19 protein-coding genes and 1 riboswitch are annotated in these 17,960 nt (G+C 42.2%); of the genes, 6 read left to right on the top strand and 13 right to left on the bottom strand.

Annotated elements, in window-relative coordinates; translation table 11 throughout:
- Nucleotides 1-22 precede the first annotated feature (22 nt).
- On the bottom strand, nt 23-688 hold the full coding sequence (locus MKX38_RS07195) for a DedA family protein (protein ID WP_029726984.1): 666 nt from the start codon (nt 686-688) through the stop codon (nt 23-25).
- A gap of 180 nt (nt 689-868) precedes the next feature.
- Between MKX38_RS07195 and MKX38_RS07190 the strand changes: the two genes are divergently transcribed.
- The 3 genes from MKX38_RS07190 to MKX38_RS07180 are packed head-to-tail and all read left to right on the top strand — an operon-like array spanning nt 869 to nt 6,082.
- Nucleotides 869-3,271, top strand: a complete 2,403-nt coding sequence (locus tag MKX38_RS07190; RefSeq protein ID WP_069322551.1) for an EAL domain-containing protein — start codon at nt 869-871, stop codon at nt 3,269-3,271.
- Nucleotides 3,272-3,307: 36 nt separating this feature from the next.
- The gene (locus MKX38_RS07185; protein WP_003232529.1) at nt 3,308-4,243 is read left to right on the top strand and encodes a Ku protein; all 936 of its coding nucleotides are present in this window, start codon (nt 3,308-3,310) and stop codon (nt 4,241-4,243) included.
- A 3-nt stretch (nt 4,244-4,246) separates the two neighbouring features.
- Nucleotides 4,247-6,082 carry a DNA ligase D gene (locus tag MKX38_RS07180; RefSeq protein ID WP_339189089.1) on the top strand — a complete coding sequence of 612 codons (1,836 nt, stop codon included), beginning with the start codon at nt 4,247-4,249 and terminating at the stop codon, nt 6,080-6,082.
- Nucleotides 6,083-6,107: 25 nt separating this feature from the next.
- Here the strand turns inward: MKX38_RS07180 and MKX38_RS07175 are convergent, their stop codons facing one another.
- Nucleotides 6,108-7,121, bottom strand: a complete 1,014-nt coding sequence (locus tag MKX38_RS07175) for a glycosyltransferase family 2 protein (protein WP_021479427.1) — start codon at nt 7,119-7,121, stop codon at nt 6,108-6,110.
- Between the two features lie 12 nt (nt 7,122-7,133).
- Nucleotides 7,134-8,828: a DUF6044 family protein gene (locus MKX38_RS07170; RefSeq protein ID WP_339189085.1), complete on the bottom strand. Its 1,695-nt coding sequence runs from the start codon at nt 8,826-8,828 to the stop codon at nt 7,134-7,136.
- Nucleotides 8,829-9,020: 192 nt separating this feature from the next.
- Here MKX38_RS07170 and MKX38_RS07165 point away from each other — a divergent pair, with 192 nt between their 5' ends.
- Nucleotides 9,021-9,833, top strand: coding sequence for a metallophosphoesterase (locus tag MKX38_RS07165; protein WP_120028027.1), 813 nt, complete (start codon nt 9,021-9,023; stop codon nt 9,831-9,833).
- A gap of 27 nt (nt 9,834-9,860) precedes the next feature.
- On the opposite strand, the gene MKX38_RS07160 is transcribed toward MKX38_RS07165, so the two are convergent.
- The gene (locus MKX38_RS07160; protein WP_339189083.1) at nt 9,861-10,412 is read right to left on the bottom strand and encodes a hypothetical protein; all 552 of its coding nucleotides are present in this window, start codon (nt 10,410-10,412) and stop codon (nt 9,861-9,863) included.
- Between the two features lie 91 nt (nt 10,413-10,503).
- Here MKX38_RS07160 and MKX38_RS07155 point away from each other — a divergent pair, with 91 nt between their 5' ends.
- Nucleotides 10,504-11,625 (top strand): glycosyltransferase, encoded by a 1,122-nt coding sequence (locus MKX38_RS07155; RefSeq protein ID WP_129137615.1) that lies wholly within the window; start codon nt 10,504-10,506, stop codon nt 11,623-11,625.
- A 14-nt stretch (nt 11,626-11,639) separates the two neighbouring features.
- Here the strand turns inward: MKX38_RS07155 and MKX38_RS07150 are convergent, their stop codons facing one another.
- From MKX38_RS07150 to MKX38_RS07140, 3 genes are all read right to left on the bottom strand, one after another.
- Entirely contained in the window at nt 11,640-12,104 is a 465-nt protein-coding gene (locus MKX38_RS07150) for a MarR family transcriptional regulator (RefSeq protein WP_003232536.1), read from the bottom strand.
- 132 nt (nt 12,105-12,236) lie between these two features.
- Nucleotides 12,237-12,419, bottom strand: coding sequence for a stress response protein YkoL (gene ykoL / locus MKX38_RS07145; RefSeq protein ID WP_015252233.1), 183 nt, complete (start codon nt 12,417-12,419; stop codon nt 12,237-12,239).
- Nucleotides 12,420-12,506: 87 nt separating this feature from the next.
- A complete protein-coding gene (locus tag MKX38_RS07140; RefSeq protein WP_015252234.1) occupies nt 12,507-12,662 on the bottom strand; it encodes a hypothetical protein in 156 nt (51 codons plus the stop codon).
- Nucleotides 12,663-12,856: 194 nt separating this feature from the next.
- Between MKX38_RS07140 and tnrA the strand changes: the two genes are divergently transcribed.
- On the top strand, nt 12,857-13,189 hold the full coding sequence (gene tnrA / locus MKX38_RS07135) for a MerR family transcriptional regulator TnrA (RefSeq protein WP_003232541.1): 333 nt from the start codon (nt 12,857-12,859) through the stop codon (nt 13,187-13,189).
- 42 nt (nt 13,190-13,231) lie between these two features.
- Here the strand turns inward: tnrA and mgtE are convergent, their stop codons facing one another.
- From mgtE to ykoH, 6 genes are all read right to left on the bottom strand, one after another.
- Nucleotides 13,232-14,587 (bottom strand): magnesium transporter, encoded by a 1,356-nt coding sequence (gene mgtE / locus MKX38_RS07130; RefSeq protein WP_003232543.1) that lies wholly within the window; start codon nt 14,585-14,587, stop codon nt 13,232-13,234.
- Between the two features lie 17 nt (nt 14,588-14,604).
- The gene (locus MKX38_RS07125; RefSeq protein ID WP_009967087.1) at nt 14,605-14,727 is read right to left on the bottom strand and encodes a hypothetical protein; all 123 of its coding nucleotides are present in this window, start codon (nt 14,725-14,727) and stop codon (nt 14,605-14,607) included.
- Nucleotides 14,728-14,818: 91 nt separating this feature from the next.
- Nucleotides 14,819-14,984: riboswitch (M-box (ykoK) riboswitch) on the bottom strand.
- A 107-nt stretch (nt 14,985-15,091) separates the two neighbouring features.
- Nucleotides 15,092-15,229: a transcriptional regulator SplA domain-containing protein gene (locus MKX38_RS07120; RefSeq protein WP_003218541.1), complete on the bottom strand. Its 138-nt coding sequence runs from the start codon at nt 15,227-15,229 to the stop codon at nt 15,092-15,094.
- Between the two features lie 82 nt (nt 15,230-15,311).
- Nucleotides 15,312-15,824, bottom strand: a complete 513-nt coding sequence (locus MKX38_RS07115; RefSeq protein WP_014479606.1) for a PepSY domain-containing protein — start codon at nt 15,822-15,824, stop codon at nt 15,312-15,314.
- 91 nt (nt 15,825-15,915) lie between these two features.
- Nucleotides 15,916-16,596: a PepSY domain-containing protein gene (locus MKX38_RS07110; protein WP_015252235.1), complete on the bottom strand. Its 681-nt coding sequence runs from the start codon at nt 16,594-16,596 to the stop codon at nt 15,916-15,918.
- Nucleotides 16,593-17,957 (bottom strand): two-component system sensor histidine kinase YkoH, encoded by a 1,365-nt coding sequence (ykoH, locus tag MKX38_RS07105; protein ID WP_339189079.1) that lies wholly within the window; start codon nt 17,955-17,957, stop codon nt 16,593-16,595. Before ykoH ends, MKX38_RS07110 begins: the two co-directional genes overlap by 4 nt.
- Nucleotides 17,958-17,960 lie beyond the last annotated feature (3 nt).

Below are 17,960 nucleotides of genomic sequence, written 5' to 3'. Positions count from 1 at the left end.
ATATGCGCAGCGCAATGATTTGTCAACGTTTATTTTTTAAAAATACAGATAATTGTTCGGAATGCGTGCGTTTCTTCCTCTTTTTCATCAGTAAGTAGAGCAGGAACAGCGCCAAAATCGCTATCCCGATCGGAAGCATATATTGATCAAGAATAGAGCCGACTTCCTTCCAATTTTCACCGAGCTTCACACCGAGATAAACATATACAAATGTAATCGGAAGCATAGCAATGAATGTATAAAGCGAAAACACCCAAACATTCATTTTTGCAATTCCGCACGGTATGGAAATCAATGTCCTGATGCCAGGCAAGAAACGGCCGCTAAACGCGACAAAGCCCCCATGTTTTTTGAAAAATTTATCTGACTTATCAAGCGCTTCAGGTTTAATAAAGAGATACTTTCCAAAACGTTCAAGAAACGGCCTTCCTCCGTACCGGCCTATCCAATACAGCGTAAGCGGACCGGCCACTCCCCCAAGCGATCCTGCCAAAACAACGCCGGCAAGTGTCATATCGCCTTTAGATACCCAATAGCCCGCAAGCGGCAAGACGACTTCGGCCGGGATAAACTCAATACTGAGCGCTAGAAATATTCCAAAATAAGATAAGCTTTTAAATGCTTCAATCCATGACATAACCAGCTCTTCGATAGCCACCAACTCCCTTGTTTCATGTTTATGTATCATACATTTTTGTTTTTTCGGAAAACATCAAGATGATTTTAACACATTTTTCACGGTCAGTTGAACTAAAAATAGATCTCCCTCGTATTTCTATCGTTTTGAAGGCTGAAACTCTGCGGTTAAGCAGCCGATAATAAAGAGAGTCAACAAGACTGGAACACACGATACGGGGGGAATCTCCATTTGGAAATACACGTTACATATAATACGACGCTCATATGTTTATCTATTCTAATTGCCTGTACCGCCTCGTATATTTCCCTTGAACTTTCAAGGAAAGTCACCATCAATACAGGCTTAAAAAGTAAAATTTGGCTGATCGGCGGCTCACTTATTATGGGATTCGGTATTTGGTCAATGCATTTTGTAGGGATGATGGCCGTCCATATGGAAATGCCGATGGAATATGAATTCATGCCTTTAATGGCAGCCATTGGCGCATCTGTTTCGGGATCATTTGTGTCATTATATTTTGTCAGCCGGCACATTCTTACATATTACAGACTGCTTACCGGATCAGTTGTGCTTGGCGCATCTATTGCTTCTATGCACTATATCGGAATGTCTGCCATTTCCCGGGTAATGATTATTTACGAACCGATTTTATTTACAGTTTCAATTATCATTGCGATTGCAGCCTCTTTCGTCTCGTTAAAAATATTCTTTGACTTGGCCGTGAAAAAACATTCTGAGCATCTTATATTCTATAAAGTCGTCAGTTCAATTGTAATGGGTATTGGGATTTCGGGCATGCACTACACAGGGATGCTTGCGGCAACTTTCCATAAGAACATGGCTCCGCCCGGAAGCCATATGGAGGTGCAAACGTTTCATTGGTCAATTTTTGTTACTTTAATTATTTTTTGTATCCAAACGTTATTGTTATTCAGTTCCCATGCAGATCGAAAGTTTATTAAACAGAGCGAACGCATAAAGGATAACGAACAGCGATTTCAGTCTTTAATCGTCCACAATATTGATGCAATCTTTATTTTATCATTAGAAGGAGACATAATATCTTCCAATCACGCTGGTGAGGAAATGATCAGCAAATTTGGCTTCAGCATGCATGACTGGAGGAATTATACATCACAGAAGATTAAGCGCCTTTTTGAGCAAGTTAAAAAAGATAAACAAGCGATGAACAGCGATAGCGATCTTATCACTGAAAAAGGCCAGTTCCACTTAAATATTACGCTTATACCTGTTGAGGTCAATCAGGAACTAGACAGCATTTATGTCATTTGCAAAGACATGACGAAGCAGTACAAAGCAGAAAAAGAAATCCATAGAATGGCTCATTATGATTCACTTACAGACTTACCTAACAGAAGGCATGCCATCTCTCATCTAACAAAGGTGCTGAATCGCGAGCATTCCTTGCATTATAACACCGTTGTATTCTTTCTCGACTTAAACCGGTTTAAAGTGATTAACGATGCATTAGGGCATAATGTCGGTGATCAACTGCTTCAGTTTGCAGCTAAACGCCTGTCATCTGTAGTCCCTGATAACGGATTTATCGCCCGTCTTGGCGGTGATGAATTTATTATTATATTAACAGATGCCAATACAGGAACAGGCGAAGCAGATATTTTAGCAAGAAAAATTATCCAAAAATTCAAAAAACCTTTCAAAATTCAAGATCACACCCTTGTCACATCTGTCAGTATCGGGATTGCGATATCTCCAAAAGACGGGACTGATGGCCTTGAATTGATGAAAAAGGCTGATATGGCGATGTATGCGGCTAAAGAACGAAACAAAAGCAAATACAGATACTATTCTTTTTCAATCGGCAACAAAGAAACCGTCAAGCTTAACCAAGAGATGGTACTCAGAGAAGCAATCGAAAACGATAGATTTGTCTTGCATTATCAGCCGCAATTCAGCGTAAAAAAACAAAAAATGACAGGAGCAGAAGCACTGATACGCCTTGTGACACCAGACGGGCAACTGCGTCCGCCCGGAGAATTCATCGGTGTCGCAGAAGAAACGGGACTTATTATTGATATCGGAAAGTGGATTATAGATGAAGCATGCAAGCAGGCAAGGATTTGGCACGACAAAGGCTATGATCTTTCTGTCGCCATTAATATTTCCGCCAGACAGTTCCAATCCGAAGATCTGATTCCCTTCATCAAGGATACGCTTAATAAATACCAGCTTCCTCCGCAGCTTCTTGAAGCGGAGGTGACGGAAAGCATGACAATGGACAATCTCGATCACTCCAAAAAGGTTTTGTCATCCCTAACAGAATTAGGAATCAGAATCAGTATTGACGATTTCGGTACTGGTCACAGTTCCCTTAGCTATTTGAAGGACTTCCCGATTCACAGGCTGAAGATTGACAAATCATTTATTGACGATATTCAGACCCATCCTAAATCAGAGCAAATTACCGGAGCTATTATTGCCATGGGGCATCAGCTGTCTTTGCAGGTGATTGCCGAAGGTGTGGAAAATGCAGCTCAAAAGCAGCTTCTTTTTGAAAAAGGCTGCGACCATTTGCAGGGCTTCTTTTTCAGCAGGCCAATACCTCCGGAACAATTCGAACAATTCATTATTGAACAGCCGTCGCAATAACAGCGCCGGCTTTTTTTCACCCATAAGTTACTACACATGAATCGTACTCCTTCTCTTCACACTAAAGAAAAAAAGGGGTTTATCGATATGCATACAATGTGGAAGGGATCGATCAGCTTCGGATTAGTAAACATCCCCATCAAGCTATATGCGGCCACAGAAGATAAAGATATTAAACTGCGCAGCCTCCATAAAGAGGATCACGCACCAATCAAATACGAGAAAGTTTGCACAAATTGCGAAAAAACTCTTAGTCCTGATGAAATTGTGAAGGGATATGAATATGTAAAAGGAAAATATGTAGTGCTGACGGACGAAGATTTAAAAAGCTTAAAACAGGAGCATGAGGAGAAAGCAGTTGAGATTGTTGACTTTGTTCAGCTTCAGGAAATTGATCCGATTTATTTTAACCGCTCCTACTTTGTCGGCCCCGGGGATAATGGGACGAAGGCCTATACCCTGCTGCGTGAGGCGCTGCGCTCAACCGGAAAGATCGGTATCGCTAATATGACAATCAGGTCAAAGCAGCAGCTGGCGATTCTCCGTGTTTATGAAAATTGTATCGTCATGGAGTCTATTCATTATCCCGATGAGGTCAGAAGCGCCGCTCATGTCCCAGGTGTACCTGATCAATCGAATGTAAACGATAAGGAACTGCAAACTGCTATCACATTAATAGATGAACTGACTGCTGAGTTTGAGCCTGAGAAATATGAAGACACGTACCGACAGGCGCTGCTGCAAAGAGTCAACGACAAGCTAGAAAATAAAGAAACGGCTGTCACTCCTGATAAAGCGCCACCTCGTGAAGATGTCATTGACCTGGTAAGCGCTCTGCAAGCCAGCATCGACAGAACCAGAAGGCCGAACCGGGAGACACCGGCTGCCGCACCTGCACAAGCCGCTGAACCGAAAGGAGCCGGAGATAAAAAACAAAAAACAACTAGAAAAAAAGCCTCCGGCACATCATAGCGCATGGCGTTTACCATGCAGCCGGTTTTAACTTCGTCACCGCCAATCGGAGCAGAATGGCGTTACGAAGTAAAATATGATGGGTACCGCTGTATTCTCCGCATCCATTCTTCAGGTGTGACCTTAACCAGCAGAAATGGTGTGGAGCTCAGCAGCACCTTCCCTGAAATCACACAATTCGCCAAAACTGCCTTTCAGCACCTAGAAAAAGAGCATCCGCTGACACTTGACGGTGAAATCGTATGTTTGGTGAATCCCTGTCGTGCAGATTTTGAACACCTTCAAGTGCGGGGGCGTTTGAAAAGGCCAGACAAGATTCAGGAATCGGCAAACGCGCGGCCGTGCTGCTTTCTCGCCTTTGATTTGTTAGAGCGAAGCGGAGAAGATGTAACGCTTCTTTCGTATTTGGACCGCAAAAAATCGCTGCGTGAACTCATATCCGCAGCAAAGCTTCCTGCATCTCCAGATCCTTACGCAAAAGAAACCATTCAATCCATTCCCTGTTATGATCATTTTGATCAACTCTGGGAGATGGTAATAAAATATGACGGAGAAGGAATTGTAGCGAAGAAAACAAACAGCAAATGGCTTGAAAAGAAGCGGTCGTCCGATTGGCTCAAATATAAAAACTTTAAACAAGCTTATGTTTGCATAACAGGGTTCAACCCTAACAACGGGTTTCTGACGGTATCGGTGTTAAAAAACGGAATATTGACACCGATTGCCTCTGTCTCGCACGGAATGCGCGATGAGGAAAAAAGCGCTATACGCGAGATTATGGAACAGCACGGACATCAAACACCCTCAGGCGAGTTTAAGCTTGAACCTTCGATTTGTGCAGCTGTTCAATACTTAACAATTCTCCATGGCACATTAAGAGAGGTATCGTTTATCGGTTTCGAATTCCAAATGGACTGGACCGAATGCACGTATGCGCAAGTCATACGACACTCCAAACCGGTTCACCCAAAACTCCAGTTCACAAGCCTGGATAAAATCATATTTGAAAAGAATAAAAAAACAAAAGAAGATTTTATTCAGTATATGATTGAAGTCAGTGACTACCTGCTCCCATTTCTGAAAAACCGGGCTGTCACCGTCATCCGCTATCCGCATGGATCTAGGAGCGAATCATTTTTCCAAAAAAACAAGCCGGACTATGCGCCGGATTTTGTTCAGTCCTTCTATGATGGAAGCCATGAACATATTGTCTGTGAGGATATGTCTACATTGTTATGGCTTTGCAACCAGCTTGCTTTGGAGTTTCACGTTCCTTTTCAAACCATTAAAAGCAGGCGTCCGGCTGAGATTGTCATTGATTTAGACCCGCCTTCGCGAGATGACTTTCTTATGGCCGTGCAGGCCGCAAATGAACTGAAGCGGCTGTTGGATTCCTTTGGCATCACATCGTACCCGAAGCTGTCCGGCAACAAAGGCATCCAGCTTTATATTCCCTTGTCTCCCGAGGCATTTACGTATGAAGAAACACGCCAATTTACGCAGCTAATCGCAGAGTACTGCACCAATGCATTTCCCGAGCTCTTTACCACTGAACGCTTGATTAAAAACAGACACGGCAAATTGTATCTTGATTATTTGCAGCATGCAGAAGGAAAAACGATTATCTGTCCCTATTCGACGAGAGGAAATGAGCTTGGGACTGTTGCAGCCCCGCTCTACTGGCATGAGGTGCAATCATCTTTAACACCCGCTCTGTTTACAATTGATACGGTCATCGATCGAATTAAGAAGCAGGGCTGCCCATTTTTTGATTTTTACCGCAACCCGCAAGACGAACCGCTTAGCGCTATATTGCATCAGTTGAAGAAAAAGAGCTGACTAATGAAGTCAGCTCTTTCCGTGTTTAACTGTACTTTTTTTCTAACCGCTCTTTTTCCTGGCGCTGAAGCGGGCTCAGCTGTTCATTATACAAATCAATATCAATCGCGTATTTCGGCCGTCTTTTCACTTCAGAAAAAATCGTTCCAATATACTCTCCGATGATTCCAATTCCCATCAATTGCAGCCCGCCCAAAAACCAAATGGATATGATAAGAGACGCCCAGCCTGCATTCGTATGGCCGAGCAGCTTTTGAATAAACGCACCAATCCCTGCCACAGCGCTGAGGAAAAACAAAACAAACCCTAAAAGCGTAAAGAATCGAATTGGTGCGACACTGAATGAAGTAATCCCGTTAAAAGCGAAGGATAGCATCTTTTTCAGCGGATATTTCGTTTTGCCGGCAAAGCGTTCCTTGCGGTCATACAAAACTTCGGCCGATTTAAAGCCGATCATGGGGACAATACCTCTTAAAAACAGATTCGCTTCCGGATAACGCTCGAGCTCTTCGAGGGACCTTTTATTCATTAAACGAAAATCAGCATGATTATAAATTAATTTAATCCCAAGCTTATTCATGAGACGATAAAACCCTAACGCGGTCGTGCGCTTGAAAAAGGTATCGGTTTTTCTGCTCCGGCGTACACCGTAAACGATCTCGCAGCCCTCATGATATTTCAGCATAAAATCCCGGATCACAGAGATGTCGTCCTGAAGATCAGCATCGATCGAAATGACGCAGTCTGACCTATTCTTCGCTTTATGCAGTCCGGCTAAAAGCGCTTTTTGGTGGCCGACATTGCAGGCTAATTTTAAGCCGGTAACCTTCTTGTTTCTTATGCTCTCCATAGCAATTAAAGCCCAAGTGCGGTCTTTGCTGCCATCATCGACAAACAGAATTTTACTGTCTTCAGCAATTAATTTTTCTTCAATTAAATCATCTACAACCTCTGTCAGCTGACAGCTTGTTTCTTGAAACACTTCCTCTTCATTGAAACACGGAACGACGATGGTTAATACTGGCTGTGACTGTTTCAATCGATATCCTCCTTATCTTGTTTCATATAAATAAATGCGCCAGGCGGAATCTTTATGGTCAAACGTCTTTACGAGCGCGAGATGGTTTTGTTCAGCATTCATGATCGGAACTGAAGAAAAAATGTACCGTCCGCCCATTTTTTTAAATACATCTGTATTTAATTGAAGGTTGTTGATCGTTTTCTTCGAGTTCTTTTTGAAATCATATCGTTTACCGAGTTCATCGACAAAAAGGTAGCAGCGGCTGCCCCATTCATCAAAGTATTGTTTCAGCCGAGAATTTTTTTCCAGCTCTTTTTCGATGATTTTCCTAAATTCATATTTATATGAGAGCGGATACAGATTGTTATACGTATCTAACGTATAAAACCCGTTATATTGGGCGATAGACGGATGCAGTCCGATGCTCGCCACCCTGTACGAATCCTGCGGACGTCCGATATATTCCTTAATCTCTTTGAATTGCTCCGATGCATAAAACTCCTTGAATGTCGGCGCGTTGTAATGAACGCCATACGTATATTCTTCATTAAAAGGCGCCAACACCATCAGCTGTGCAGCGACTGCGGCGTACACAAGCCATTTCCATCCTTTCCCCATCCGCCAAATGAGATATAAAGCAAGCGCAAAGCTCACGTATATAACAAGCGGCCGAAGAAAATGAAAACGGGCAAAATTAAATTCAGCTAAAAAGGCAAATTTCTGCTTTGGAACAGCCCAAATTTTGTTGAACCAAAACGCATACCATAATGACAATCCATAATTAAGCACACATAAAAACAGATAAACATTTTCTGGCTTTGTCCGATTTCGTTTGAACAGCAGAGCAGCAAATACGACCAGCAGGATCGGAAGGATGACAACGGTATGAACGGTCATCACATGATTATGGCCATAGACAAAGTTTTTTACGGATAGCCGAAGAGAATGCCAAACGTCATGCCTCGATGAGATAAATTCGATACGATGCATCGGTGCGTGTTCAAACAGCATCGAATAGACAAGCCGATATTCAACGAAAAGATAGATACTCGTCATAAATGCAATACTGCCTAAGAACATCAAATTCCATCTTCTTTTTTTAATGGCATCATACAGCCAAAAACACGCCATCCCTGCCAGGAAAAAGAAGAAGCCTAGAACAAAGCTTGAGTATAGAGGGAGCAAGCCCAGCGTCAGCCACTCTCTCCATGAGATATCCCCTTTTCGGATATTTAAAAAAGCCCACAGTGCCAAAGGGTACCCAAGCGTACTCAGCATTCCCGAAGGCCAGAACGGTGTTAAGGCAAATGCAAGCGATACGCCAATTCGGATGAAAGCCGCTTTTGGTTCCGGGATTATATGTTTCTTCAGCAGCACATACATTCCAAAAAAAGCGACAACTCTTGTAACCGTCTGGCTTATTGCATAGGCGGTCATGGAAGAAAAGAAAGCATGGAGCCAAACAATTCCGCTCCACTCGGTGCCAAAGGCATCCCGGGGCAGCCCGTTAATGATTTGCGGAATGGCAGCGTCAACCTTGCCGACGATTTCTCCGCTATCGGCCAGAACCTTGTACCAAGCGATGTTGGAATCTAAATTATCGTGGACCCGGATATGGGCATCTTCCTTTAAAATAAAAAGCGGGGATACATACAATAAAAGAAGAAATAATGCGATCCAGAGATAATATGTTTCTTTTTTTTGTTGTCTCATCAATCGTAACATTGCTTACACATCCATTTGTTATTCTGACTCCGTCGGCATGTTCTGCCTCATGTGTCAAAATTTATTATCCCTTTTCCCTTCCAAATCATTCATCATATGACAATCCGTTTTTCAACCTGTCTCTACCCATTAATTCCCGCTATCCATAGGGCTTGATCACTTACTATACTGATAGAAGGGAGGGGATATACTTTGTTTACAATCTTACTTTCATTGGCCATACTCGTATTTGTGCCATTTCTATATAAAGCGAACCGCAATACAAAAGATGTGAAAGTCAACACCATTTCAATCGACCAAAAAGACGGCCTTCCAACCAGAAAAAAATTAAATATCCTTCATTTATCAGATCTTCACTTGGAAAACATTTCAGTCTCACCTGAGGAGCTGTATCATTTAACAAAAGATCAGCCTGTGGACATCATTGCTCTTACCGGGGATTTTCTTGATCGGAAACGTAATATTCCGAAGCTGGCAGGTTACTTGAACGCCTTGCAAAAGCTAAAGCCTGCATATGGAATGTACGCGGTGTTCGGTAACCACGATTATGTATTGAAAGAAGAGGACTTTCAGAGATTGAAGCGAGTTTTAGAGGAAAACGGCTGTATCACGCTGCAAAATGAACATGTTCGAATCGAGACGGCTGCAGGGCCAGTCAATATTATTGGCATTGATGATTACAGTACGAATCGGAGTAATATCAACGGCTCTTATCAAAGTCTGGAAAATGGCTATCATCTTGTCTTAACACATGACCCAAATATTATTCTGGATATGAAGGATGTTCATTATGATTACCTGCTGTCAGGGCATTTTCACGGCGGGCAAATTCACTGGCCAAAACCGTATCATTTGGTGAAAATGGGAAAGCTCGTGCGAATGAACATGATTAAAGGCCTTCATTATCATCACGATAAACCATTTTATATCAGCGAGGGCTTGGGACAAACCGGCGTAAATATCCGTGTCGGAAGCCGTCCTGAAGTGACATTTCATCAGATTTAATCAAAAAAGACTGTGCTGACCGAGGCATCAGTCTTTTTTTTGATAGGTTTTCTGCAGCTTTTCTTTTGAGATAAACAAATAGGATGAATTCGGTAAATGCCGCAAGCTCACAGGCTTTGAAGTCAAATATAAAATCGGCACATGGGACACTTTTTTAAAACATCTGTAAAAAGGATTCACCGGGGTGATCACATCAAAGCCGAGCCTTTCCACACCTTTGTCAAGCATTGTAATCCCAATGATTCCTTTGATTTTCTCGCTTTTTTTATGATTGTTAATATAGTCAAGAAGAAGCGGCATCGATTGATATACTTTCTGATAAATAATGATTCCCTTTCTGACTGCGCTCTCAATGCTTTGCAGTTCTCTTATCAGCTTAATATTGTGCAGATGAATTTTAACGAGCACATCATTTTTTCTAATATGCGTTCCATCGCTCAGTATGACATGATGTCCTTTATACTTCGTCAGCCTGACTCGAAAAACGCTTTTTTGATCGTTGTCAATCAAGCTTAGCCTTGAAAAAAAGAAATAAATCGGATCAACCATTCTCCAAATGGAAAGGAAACAGGTTTTCATCTTTTCACCTTCCTTGTGATCAAAGACACCCTTATATTTTGTGAACGTTCTCCTCAAAATATAGTTGCCATATTTTTTAAGGAGGACTGTCATGAAAAACATTCTCATTTTTCCTTTTTTAAGCATTTCCACCGGCCATCATCATGTGGCTGATGCATTGCAGGCTGAATTAGAGTCTCAAGGGCTGGCAGCTGAAAAGATTGATATCTTTTCACATTCGTATAGGCGGTTAGAAAAATTGTCCTCCGTGGCTTATTTAAAATGGATTCAATATTTCCCGAAAACGTACAGCGGCATTTACAGGCTCCTCGCCTGCGGAGAATTTCAGCATGACAAACGCTATTTCATGTACGAATGGCTGTTCACACAGCAAATGAGGCACATTCTCCAAGAAAAACAGCCTGATATCGCCTTCTGCACACATGCGCTGCCTTCTTATCTGCTGAACCGATTAAAGCCTGAATATCCGAATCTGACGGTTGTGAATGTATACACTGATTTTTTCGTAAATCAATTATGGGGACGGAAGAACATTGATTACCATTTTGTTCCGAGCACGGAAGTAAAGAAGCAGCTAATATCAGAGGGGATCGATCAGAACAACATATACTTGACCGGTATTCCAGTTCACCGAAATTTTGAAATGGAATCAGCAGATACCTTGCAGCACCACCCGCCATATACCATCATCATCACAGGGGGCAGTATGGGGGTCGGTGGGATTTTAAAATGGGTGCAGGAACTGTCGCCAGGCGGAAAGATCTTATACAAAATATTATGCGGCAGAAACGAAAAGCTCTACTCCTATGTCAAAAGTTTACACCACCCCTTGATTGAGGCGATTCCTTACCTTCACAGCAAAGCAGAGATGAACCGTTTGTACGAACAGGCGACAGGCATCATGACTAAACCCGGAGGCGTGACCATCAGTGAATGCTTACAGAAACGGCTTCCGGTATTTATTTATCATGCACTGCCGGGACAGGAGGAAATGAATTTAAACCTCCTACATGAAAGGAAGCTCGTCACAGATATGAGAAACTGGGACATGCAGAAAGCAGAAGAGTATATCGCGGCATTTTTTCAATCGAACGAACAGAGGAAGGAGTATAAAAAACACGTCAATGGATACCTTGGCGAAATGTCTGATAGGAAGATTGAAGATGTTTTAAAAAGAATCATATGGAATCAAAAAAACACTCTCCTGAAATAGAGAGTGTAGAATAGTTAACGAAACAGCAAATGCTGGCTGTGTATGCCTGCTTTCTTGAGCAGGACGATCAGCTGGTCCTGTTCATCAGGCGAAAGACCTGAAAACGCTCTCGCAATACGCAGTGCATGAATCGGATAAATTTTATCCAAATACTCATTTCCTTTGTCAGTTAAATGTGCGTAAACAGAGCGTTTATCTTTCGGGTCCTGCTCCCTAACTAAAAACCCGTTTCTTTCTAGTTTGTCAATAACATATGTGACGTTTCCGCTTACAAGCAGAAGTCTCGACCCAATTTGCTGTAATTTTTGCGGGCCTCTTGTGTACAGGAGCTCCAGTACAGCAAATTCAGTGGGATTAAAACCGTGCTCTTTGCTATCACGGATACTATGTTCGGACACACTTTTGAAAGCCCTTGCAAAAACTCTGTACAAATTCATCGCACGCTCAACTTCTTCTTCGTTAAACGATAATCTCATCATATCTACCTCGTATATAGGATTTTTATAAAAAAATAATGAAAACCCTTACATATAATAAGAGTTCAGTCCCTTACTATACGTATTCGCTATAATTCGAGAAATTCCTTCTAAAAGCAAAAAAATCCTTATACATTATCTTGTATAAGGATAATTTTTATGATTTGTAATGCTTCGAAAGAAATAAGCATATTCTTTCCGAAGCTCAGAAATCGTCATTTTGTTCATGACCTCTTTATTATAAACCCCAATCTGATAGAGTTTTTCAGAATAATGGCTTCGTTCTTTTTCTAAAGCGGATTTCAATAAATTACTCATAGCGTCCTCCTTCATTTTGAGGTATCCTATACAAAAGATACTCTTTTTAAATGAACGTGGTATGAATCTAATGTAAAGAATTTATGTTTACGAAGATTTTCGGTATTGTCCGTTTTGAACCGATCTTAATAATTGAAAAGCCTGTTCTCCGGCAAGCTGCATAAACGTCTCCAGCATTTCATCACGCCTGATATCCAACTCTATAATTTCTTTTGCCAGTGAGACCGCTTTTTCTTCCTCCATGATTATCCTTCCTCCTCGTTTGATTCGTTACATAAAGGATAAAACGCGCTTGGGTGTTACGCATTATTCTTGTTAATTTTTCTTCCGTATTTTTTCAAAAATCTTCTATTTGATGTTAGAAAATATGACAAGCGTCAGGTTTTTTCTCTTTGTTTTTTATATACTATTATCAAAAGACATCCAGGGGTGGAAAAATGACCACAGAAGATCATTCTTATAAAGACAAAAAAGTGATTTCAATCGGAATTGTGAGTGAATTGACAGGATTGTCCGTAAGACAGATCAGGTATTATGAGGAACGAAAGCTCATTTACCCGCAGCGTTCTTCAAGGGGGACAAGAAAATACTCCTTTGCCGATGTGGAGCGGCTGATGGATATCGCCAATAAGCGTGAAGACGGCGTACAGACGGCAGAGATTTTAAAGGATATGCGCAAAAAAGAACAGATGTTAAAAAACGATCCGCAAGTGCGGAAAAAAATGCTGGAGGGGCAGCTTAATGCTCACTTTCGGTACAAAAACCGTTAAATAATAAAAGTCCGGCTCGCAGTTGAGACGGACTTTTTACGTTTATAATGAGTGAATGAATGCAGTGGCAATGCCAAAGTAGATTAATAAAGATAAAATATCGTTTAACGTTGTAATCAGCGGTCCAGAAGCAATCGCCGGGTCTACTTTCAGTTTGTGCAAAATAATAGGGATAATCGTTCCTGACATCGTGCCGATGATTAAGGTTAAGAACAGTGAAGAGGCGACAACAAATCCCAAAAGCGCATTCCCCTGCCATATGATAGAAACAATCGCAATCAGCACAGAACAAACCGCTCCGATAAAAATACTTGTTCTGAACTCCCGGAAGATCAGGCGCACAATCGTTTTTTTGTTCATTTCTTCTTTAGACAAACCTCTGATAACAACCGCGAGAGATTGTGTTCCCGTATTTCCTGTCATCCCTGACACCATCGGCATGAAAAACGCAAGCGCGACAACCTGCTTCAGCGCGTCTTCAAAATAGCTGATAATGCTTCCTGAAATCAGTCCGATAAACAAGAGTAAAATCAGCCATGGCAGGCGCCGGTATGCCGCCACGTAAGCTTTTGTGTCAAAGGTGATGTCTTTACCGGAAGCGGCAAATTTTTCGTAATCCTCATCAGCTTCCCGAATAACGACGTCGATAATATCATCGACCGTCACAATGCCGACAAGCACGTTGTTTTCTTCTACAACCGGTATTGCCAAAAAATCGTAACGTTCAATCAGGCGGGCAACTTCTTCCTGGTCCTGAAGAGCATCTGCTGATATGACGCGGGTAAACATTAAATCCTGCACCTTTTCTTCAGGTTCACCCAGAATCAAATCGCGGTAGGAAAGAACCCCAACCAGCTGTTTGCTTTCATTAATAACATATAAGTAGTTGATCGATTCAGCTATTTCAGCGAAGCTTTTCAGTTTGACGACCGCGTCTTTTACCGTGTAATGCTGAGGAATCCACACATACCGGTTTGTCATCATGCGTCCCGCTGAATCAGCCGGGTAATTCATCAAGAGCTGTACAGCTTTTGATTCTGACGCTTCCATGCTGGACAAAAGCTGTTCCTTCAGTTCTTCGTCCATTTCTTCAAGCAATTGAGCGAGGTCATCGTTGTCCATTTTGTTCATCGCCAGTGTTGCTTTTGTTTTTCCGACTTTATTTAAGACGACAAGCTGAAATTCGCGTTCCAGCTCCCCGATCATATCAGTGATATCGTCTACAGTTAAATAAGATAAATAGCGGGCGCGGTGTTTTTCCGGCATTTCTTTAAAAATAAATGCCATGTCATAGGGCTGAAGCTCATCAATAACACTTCTAAAATCCCTGATTTTCCCGTCTCGCAGTAAAATAATGATGCGTAAAATGAGTTCGTCATAGGTCATGTTTTGAACCATCGGGACTCGTACCTCCTCTACGGAGACGTGCCGGCCTCGCCAGAAGGTGCGGCAGTTCGTCTCCTCATCGTGTAATCAATTGTCTTGCTGTCATAGTATATGGGTACTTCTTCAGATTGACTCGAATGGGGAGAATCCATACTCCGCACCTCCTTTGATTGGTTTCGTTTTAAAGGCATAAAAAAAGCCTTCGGGATTGAAGGTGAAAGAAGCACGGCAAAAAAAGCGTGCGGGCGCCTTCAATCGTAGAGCTTTAGCACTGTATGGCATAGGACAAGCATCCAGCTGCATTAAAAATCACCTTATGTCGATGATTTCTGTTGACCCATTGGCGTCTTTGGACATTTTTGGGCAGCAGCGTATCTCCATACAGGAGCCTCACCTAACGAAGTTCCTAATTGAATTGACACACTGAGATTACAGAAAAAAACAAGCTGTGTCAACTCAAAAAAGTAATAAATGCGCTTACATCACAATTACGGAACAAAACAAGGGCCTAAGCCCTTATTCTGTTGTTTGTGTCTCGTCATCTTCAGAAAGCAAATGATACGTTTCATGAAGAAATAAGGCGTACTCTCCTTCCTTCGTCGGATGAGGGACATATTCAGCCTGATTGATGTATTGCTCCTCTTTCTTTTCCATGCGTTTCGCCTCCTTTTCTACTTAGATTGTCCAAAAGAAGGTTTCTTATCATGAAAAACCCCCGCTGCAGCGGGGGTTTTGATTAGTCATCTATCTCCTGTTTGATAATGCGTCCATCTTTTGCGGAAATTTCAAATTCTGTCTCAGTTCCTTGTTTCGTTTGGATTTCCATTTCATAGATGTAAGCACCGTCATCTTCGTCAAGCTTACTTTCTGTTACGGTTCCACCTGTTTGCTTTAAAGCAATTTCTTCAGCTTCTTCTTTGGTTATGGCGACTTGTTCTGCTTTCTCCTTTAACGGGTCATTAAGCGCTTGTTTTGTATGAATATCTACATAAACGTCGTAGTCTTCACCTTCTTTTTCAATCTCCACTTCATAGACTTCTTTACCGTTGTAAAGGTCTCTGTCAATGTCTTCTACTGTGCCGTCAACAACTGTTTTAGCAATTGCTTCTGCTTCTTGTTCAGTGAGTGCATCCGTCTTAGAAGAAGCCTGTCTGTTTTCATTGTTTTCTTTGGCAAACGCGTTGTAGCTGAATCCTCCGGCCGCTAGGCACCCTGCTAAAAGACCGACCATCCATTTTTTCTTGAGCATTTGTGAGTCCTCCTTTGTTTTGTATGAGTACAGTTTACACACTCAACATGAAAGGAAAACGAGAGCAAGATGAGAATTTGATGAGAAACCGTCAGTCTTCATACACAATGTTAGCTACCTTTCCTGTGTAGGCATTGATTTTCACTGTCGCTTCCTTATTATCAGGAAGATCAACGTCCACTTCAAAGATGAGAGTGCCCTCACTTTCTTCGAGATCTGCGTCATCCGCTGTTCCGCCCGTTTTTCGCTCTGCAATTGTTTTGGCTTCTTTTTTCGTAATCGGCGTTTTTTGTTGATCTTTGCTGCTGATTTGATCGGCAGACAAGACTGTTTTTGCCTGCATGTCTACCTTCACTTCGTATGTTTTTCCATCTTCTTTTTGTATGGTATAAGTGGCAACTCGACTTTGTCGTGTTTGTTTTTTGACCGTTCCCGGCACCCGCTCAAGCGCGAGATGCTCGGCTTCTTTTTCTGTCATGGCAGATGGATTCACTGCTTTTACTCTATTCATTGAAAGAATGTCAGCCGATATTGCGTCTGCTTTTACAAAGTAAGTTCCCTTTTGATTTTCAAGCGTTATATCATATGTTTTTTTATCCTTTGATTGTGTTGCTTTCGTGACCTTGCCTTCATAAGAGGCTTCGACTTTTTTTACGACAGTCTCCTTTGACAATACGTTCTCATGGGTTTGCCGAATGATGAGAAACGTACAGATGATGACAACTAAAATGGCTACTGCAGCAAAAGATACTGTTTTTATTGTTTTAGTCATCGGCCTCCCCCATTCTGTTCGCTGAATTGCATGGTGACAGCTGTTCCTCGTCCCGGCTTGCTTTTGACAGACAGCTCAATGCCATGCTCATCGGCGATTTGCTTGGCAATGGAAAGGCCTAAACCCGTTCCGCCTGTTTTTCTGTTTCGTGCCTCATCTGCCCGGTAGAACCGTTCGAACAAATGCGGGATATGCTCCTCAGGTATTCCGATGCCTTCATCCCTCACTGATAGAAACGGCCGTCCATTCCTCGTTCCGGCTGACATCTCAATAGGCTTTTCACTATACTTTATTGCATTATCAAGCAAAATGGTCAACAGCTGCTTGATGCGTTCTTCATCAGCCTTTACAAGCAGGCTCTCTTTATCTGTTTCAAGCAATATGTCACGCTGATAAACGGACTGGAGCGTTTGCATAACCGCCCGCGCCGCTTCAATCAGATCGATTGTTTTCAGATCAAGCTCAAGCTCTTGATGACTTTTGGCCAGCGCCAAAAGCTGATTGGTCAGTTTTTTCATATGCACCGCTTCTGAGTGAATGGCTTCTATCGACTCCTCAAGCACCTCCGGCTTTTTTGCACCCCACCGCTTCATCAGGCTGCTGTAGCTTTCTATAATGGTGAGCGGCGTTTTCAATTCGTGTGAAGCATCTTGAACAAATTGCTGCTGTTTATCATAGTGCTCCTTCAGCATCATTGCCATTTCATTAAATGTCAGCCCCATTTGATACAATTCATCGTTGGACTGTCCTTCTAAAGAAATCGTTTTAAATTCTTTGTCTCGCTGTATGTCTTTCATTGTGATCATTAATCGTCTGATCGGATTGATGATTCGGCGGGCTAGCAAGCTGCCTGCAAAAAAAGAAGCAATGCAGACAGCAGCACTTGCAGCGATTAAGATGATTTTCAACAGAAACAGACTCTCTTCTGTGTTCTCAAGCCTTTCAACCAGCTGAAGAGAAACCACTTGTCCATCGGTCCAAATCACCGGAACAGCAGCCTCGGCAAACAGCTTGCCGTCATGTTTCCTCACATCTGCCGTTTCTCCGCTATGAAAAGAGAGAGGAAAATCTTTATAGGCTTTTTCTTTTGTGATCGTCATAACGGCTTTTTGATCACCATTCACTACACGCACCATGCCATTTGCCGGAAGATAGGCCTGCAGCATATCCTGCAAAGCCACTCCTTCTGTTTCAGCGGCACGCAGCGCTTCGGCAATGTTATCCGTCTCATCAGCAAGCCGGGATGCATCCTTTGATGTCAGCGCAGACGAAAAAATGAGATAGACTGCGGTATGCACCAAAATTAATAAAATCAACAGTGATATTGATGTGTATAGATGAATCTTGGTCTTCAGCTTCATCGT

The sequence above is a fragment of the Bacillus sp. FSL M8-0025 genome (assembly GCF_037975475.1).
Lineage (GTDB): Bacteria > Bacillota > Bacilli > Bacillales > Bacillaceae > Bacillus > Bacillus subtilis.
The sequence above is the reverse complement of the archived record's forward strand: the minus strand, read 5'-3'. Positions and strand labels throughout refer to the sequence as shown.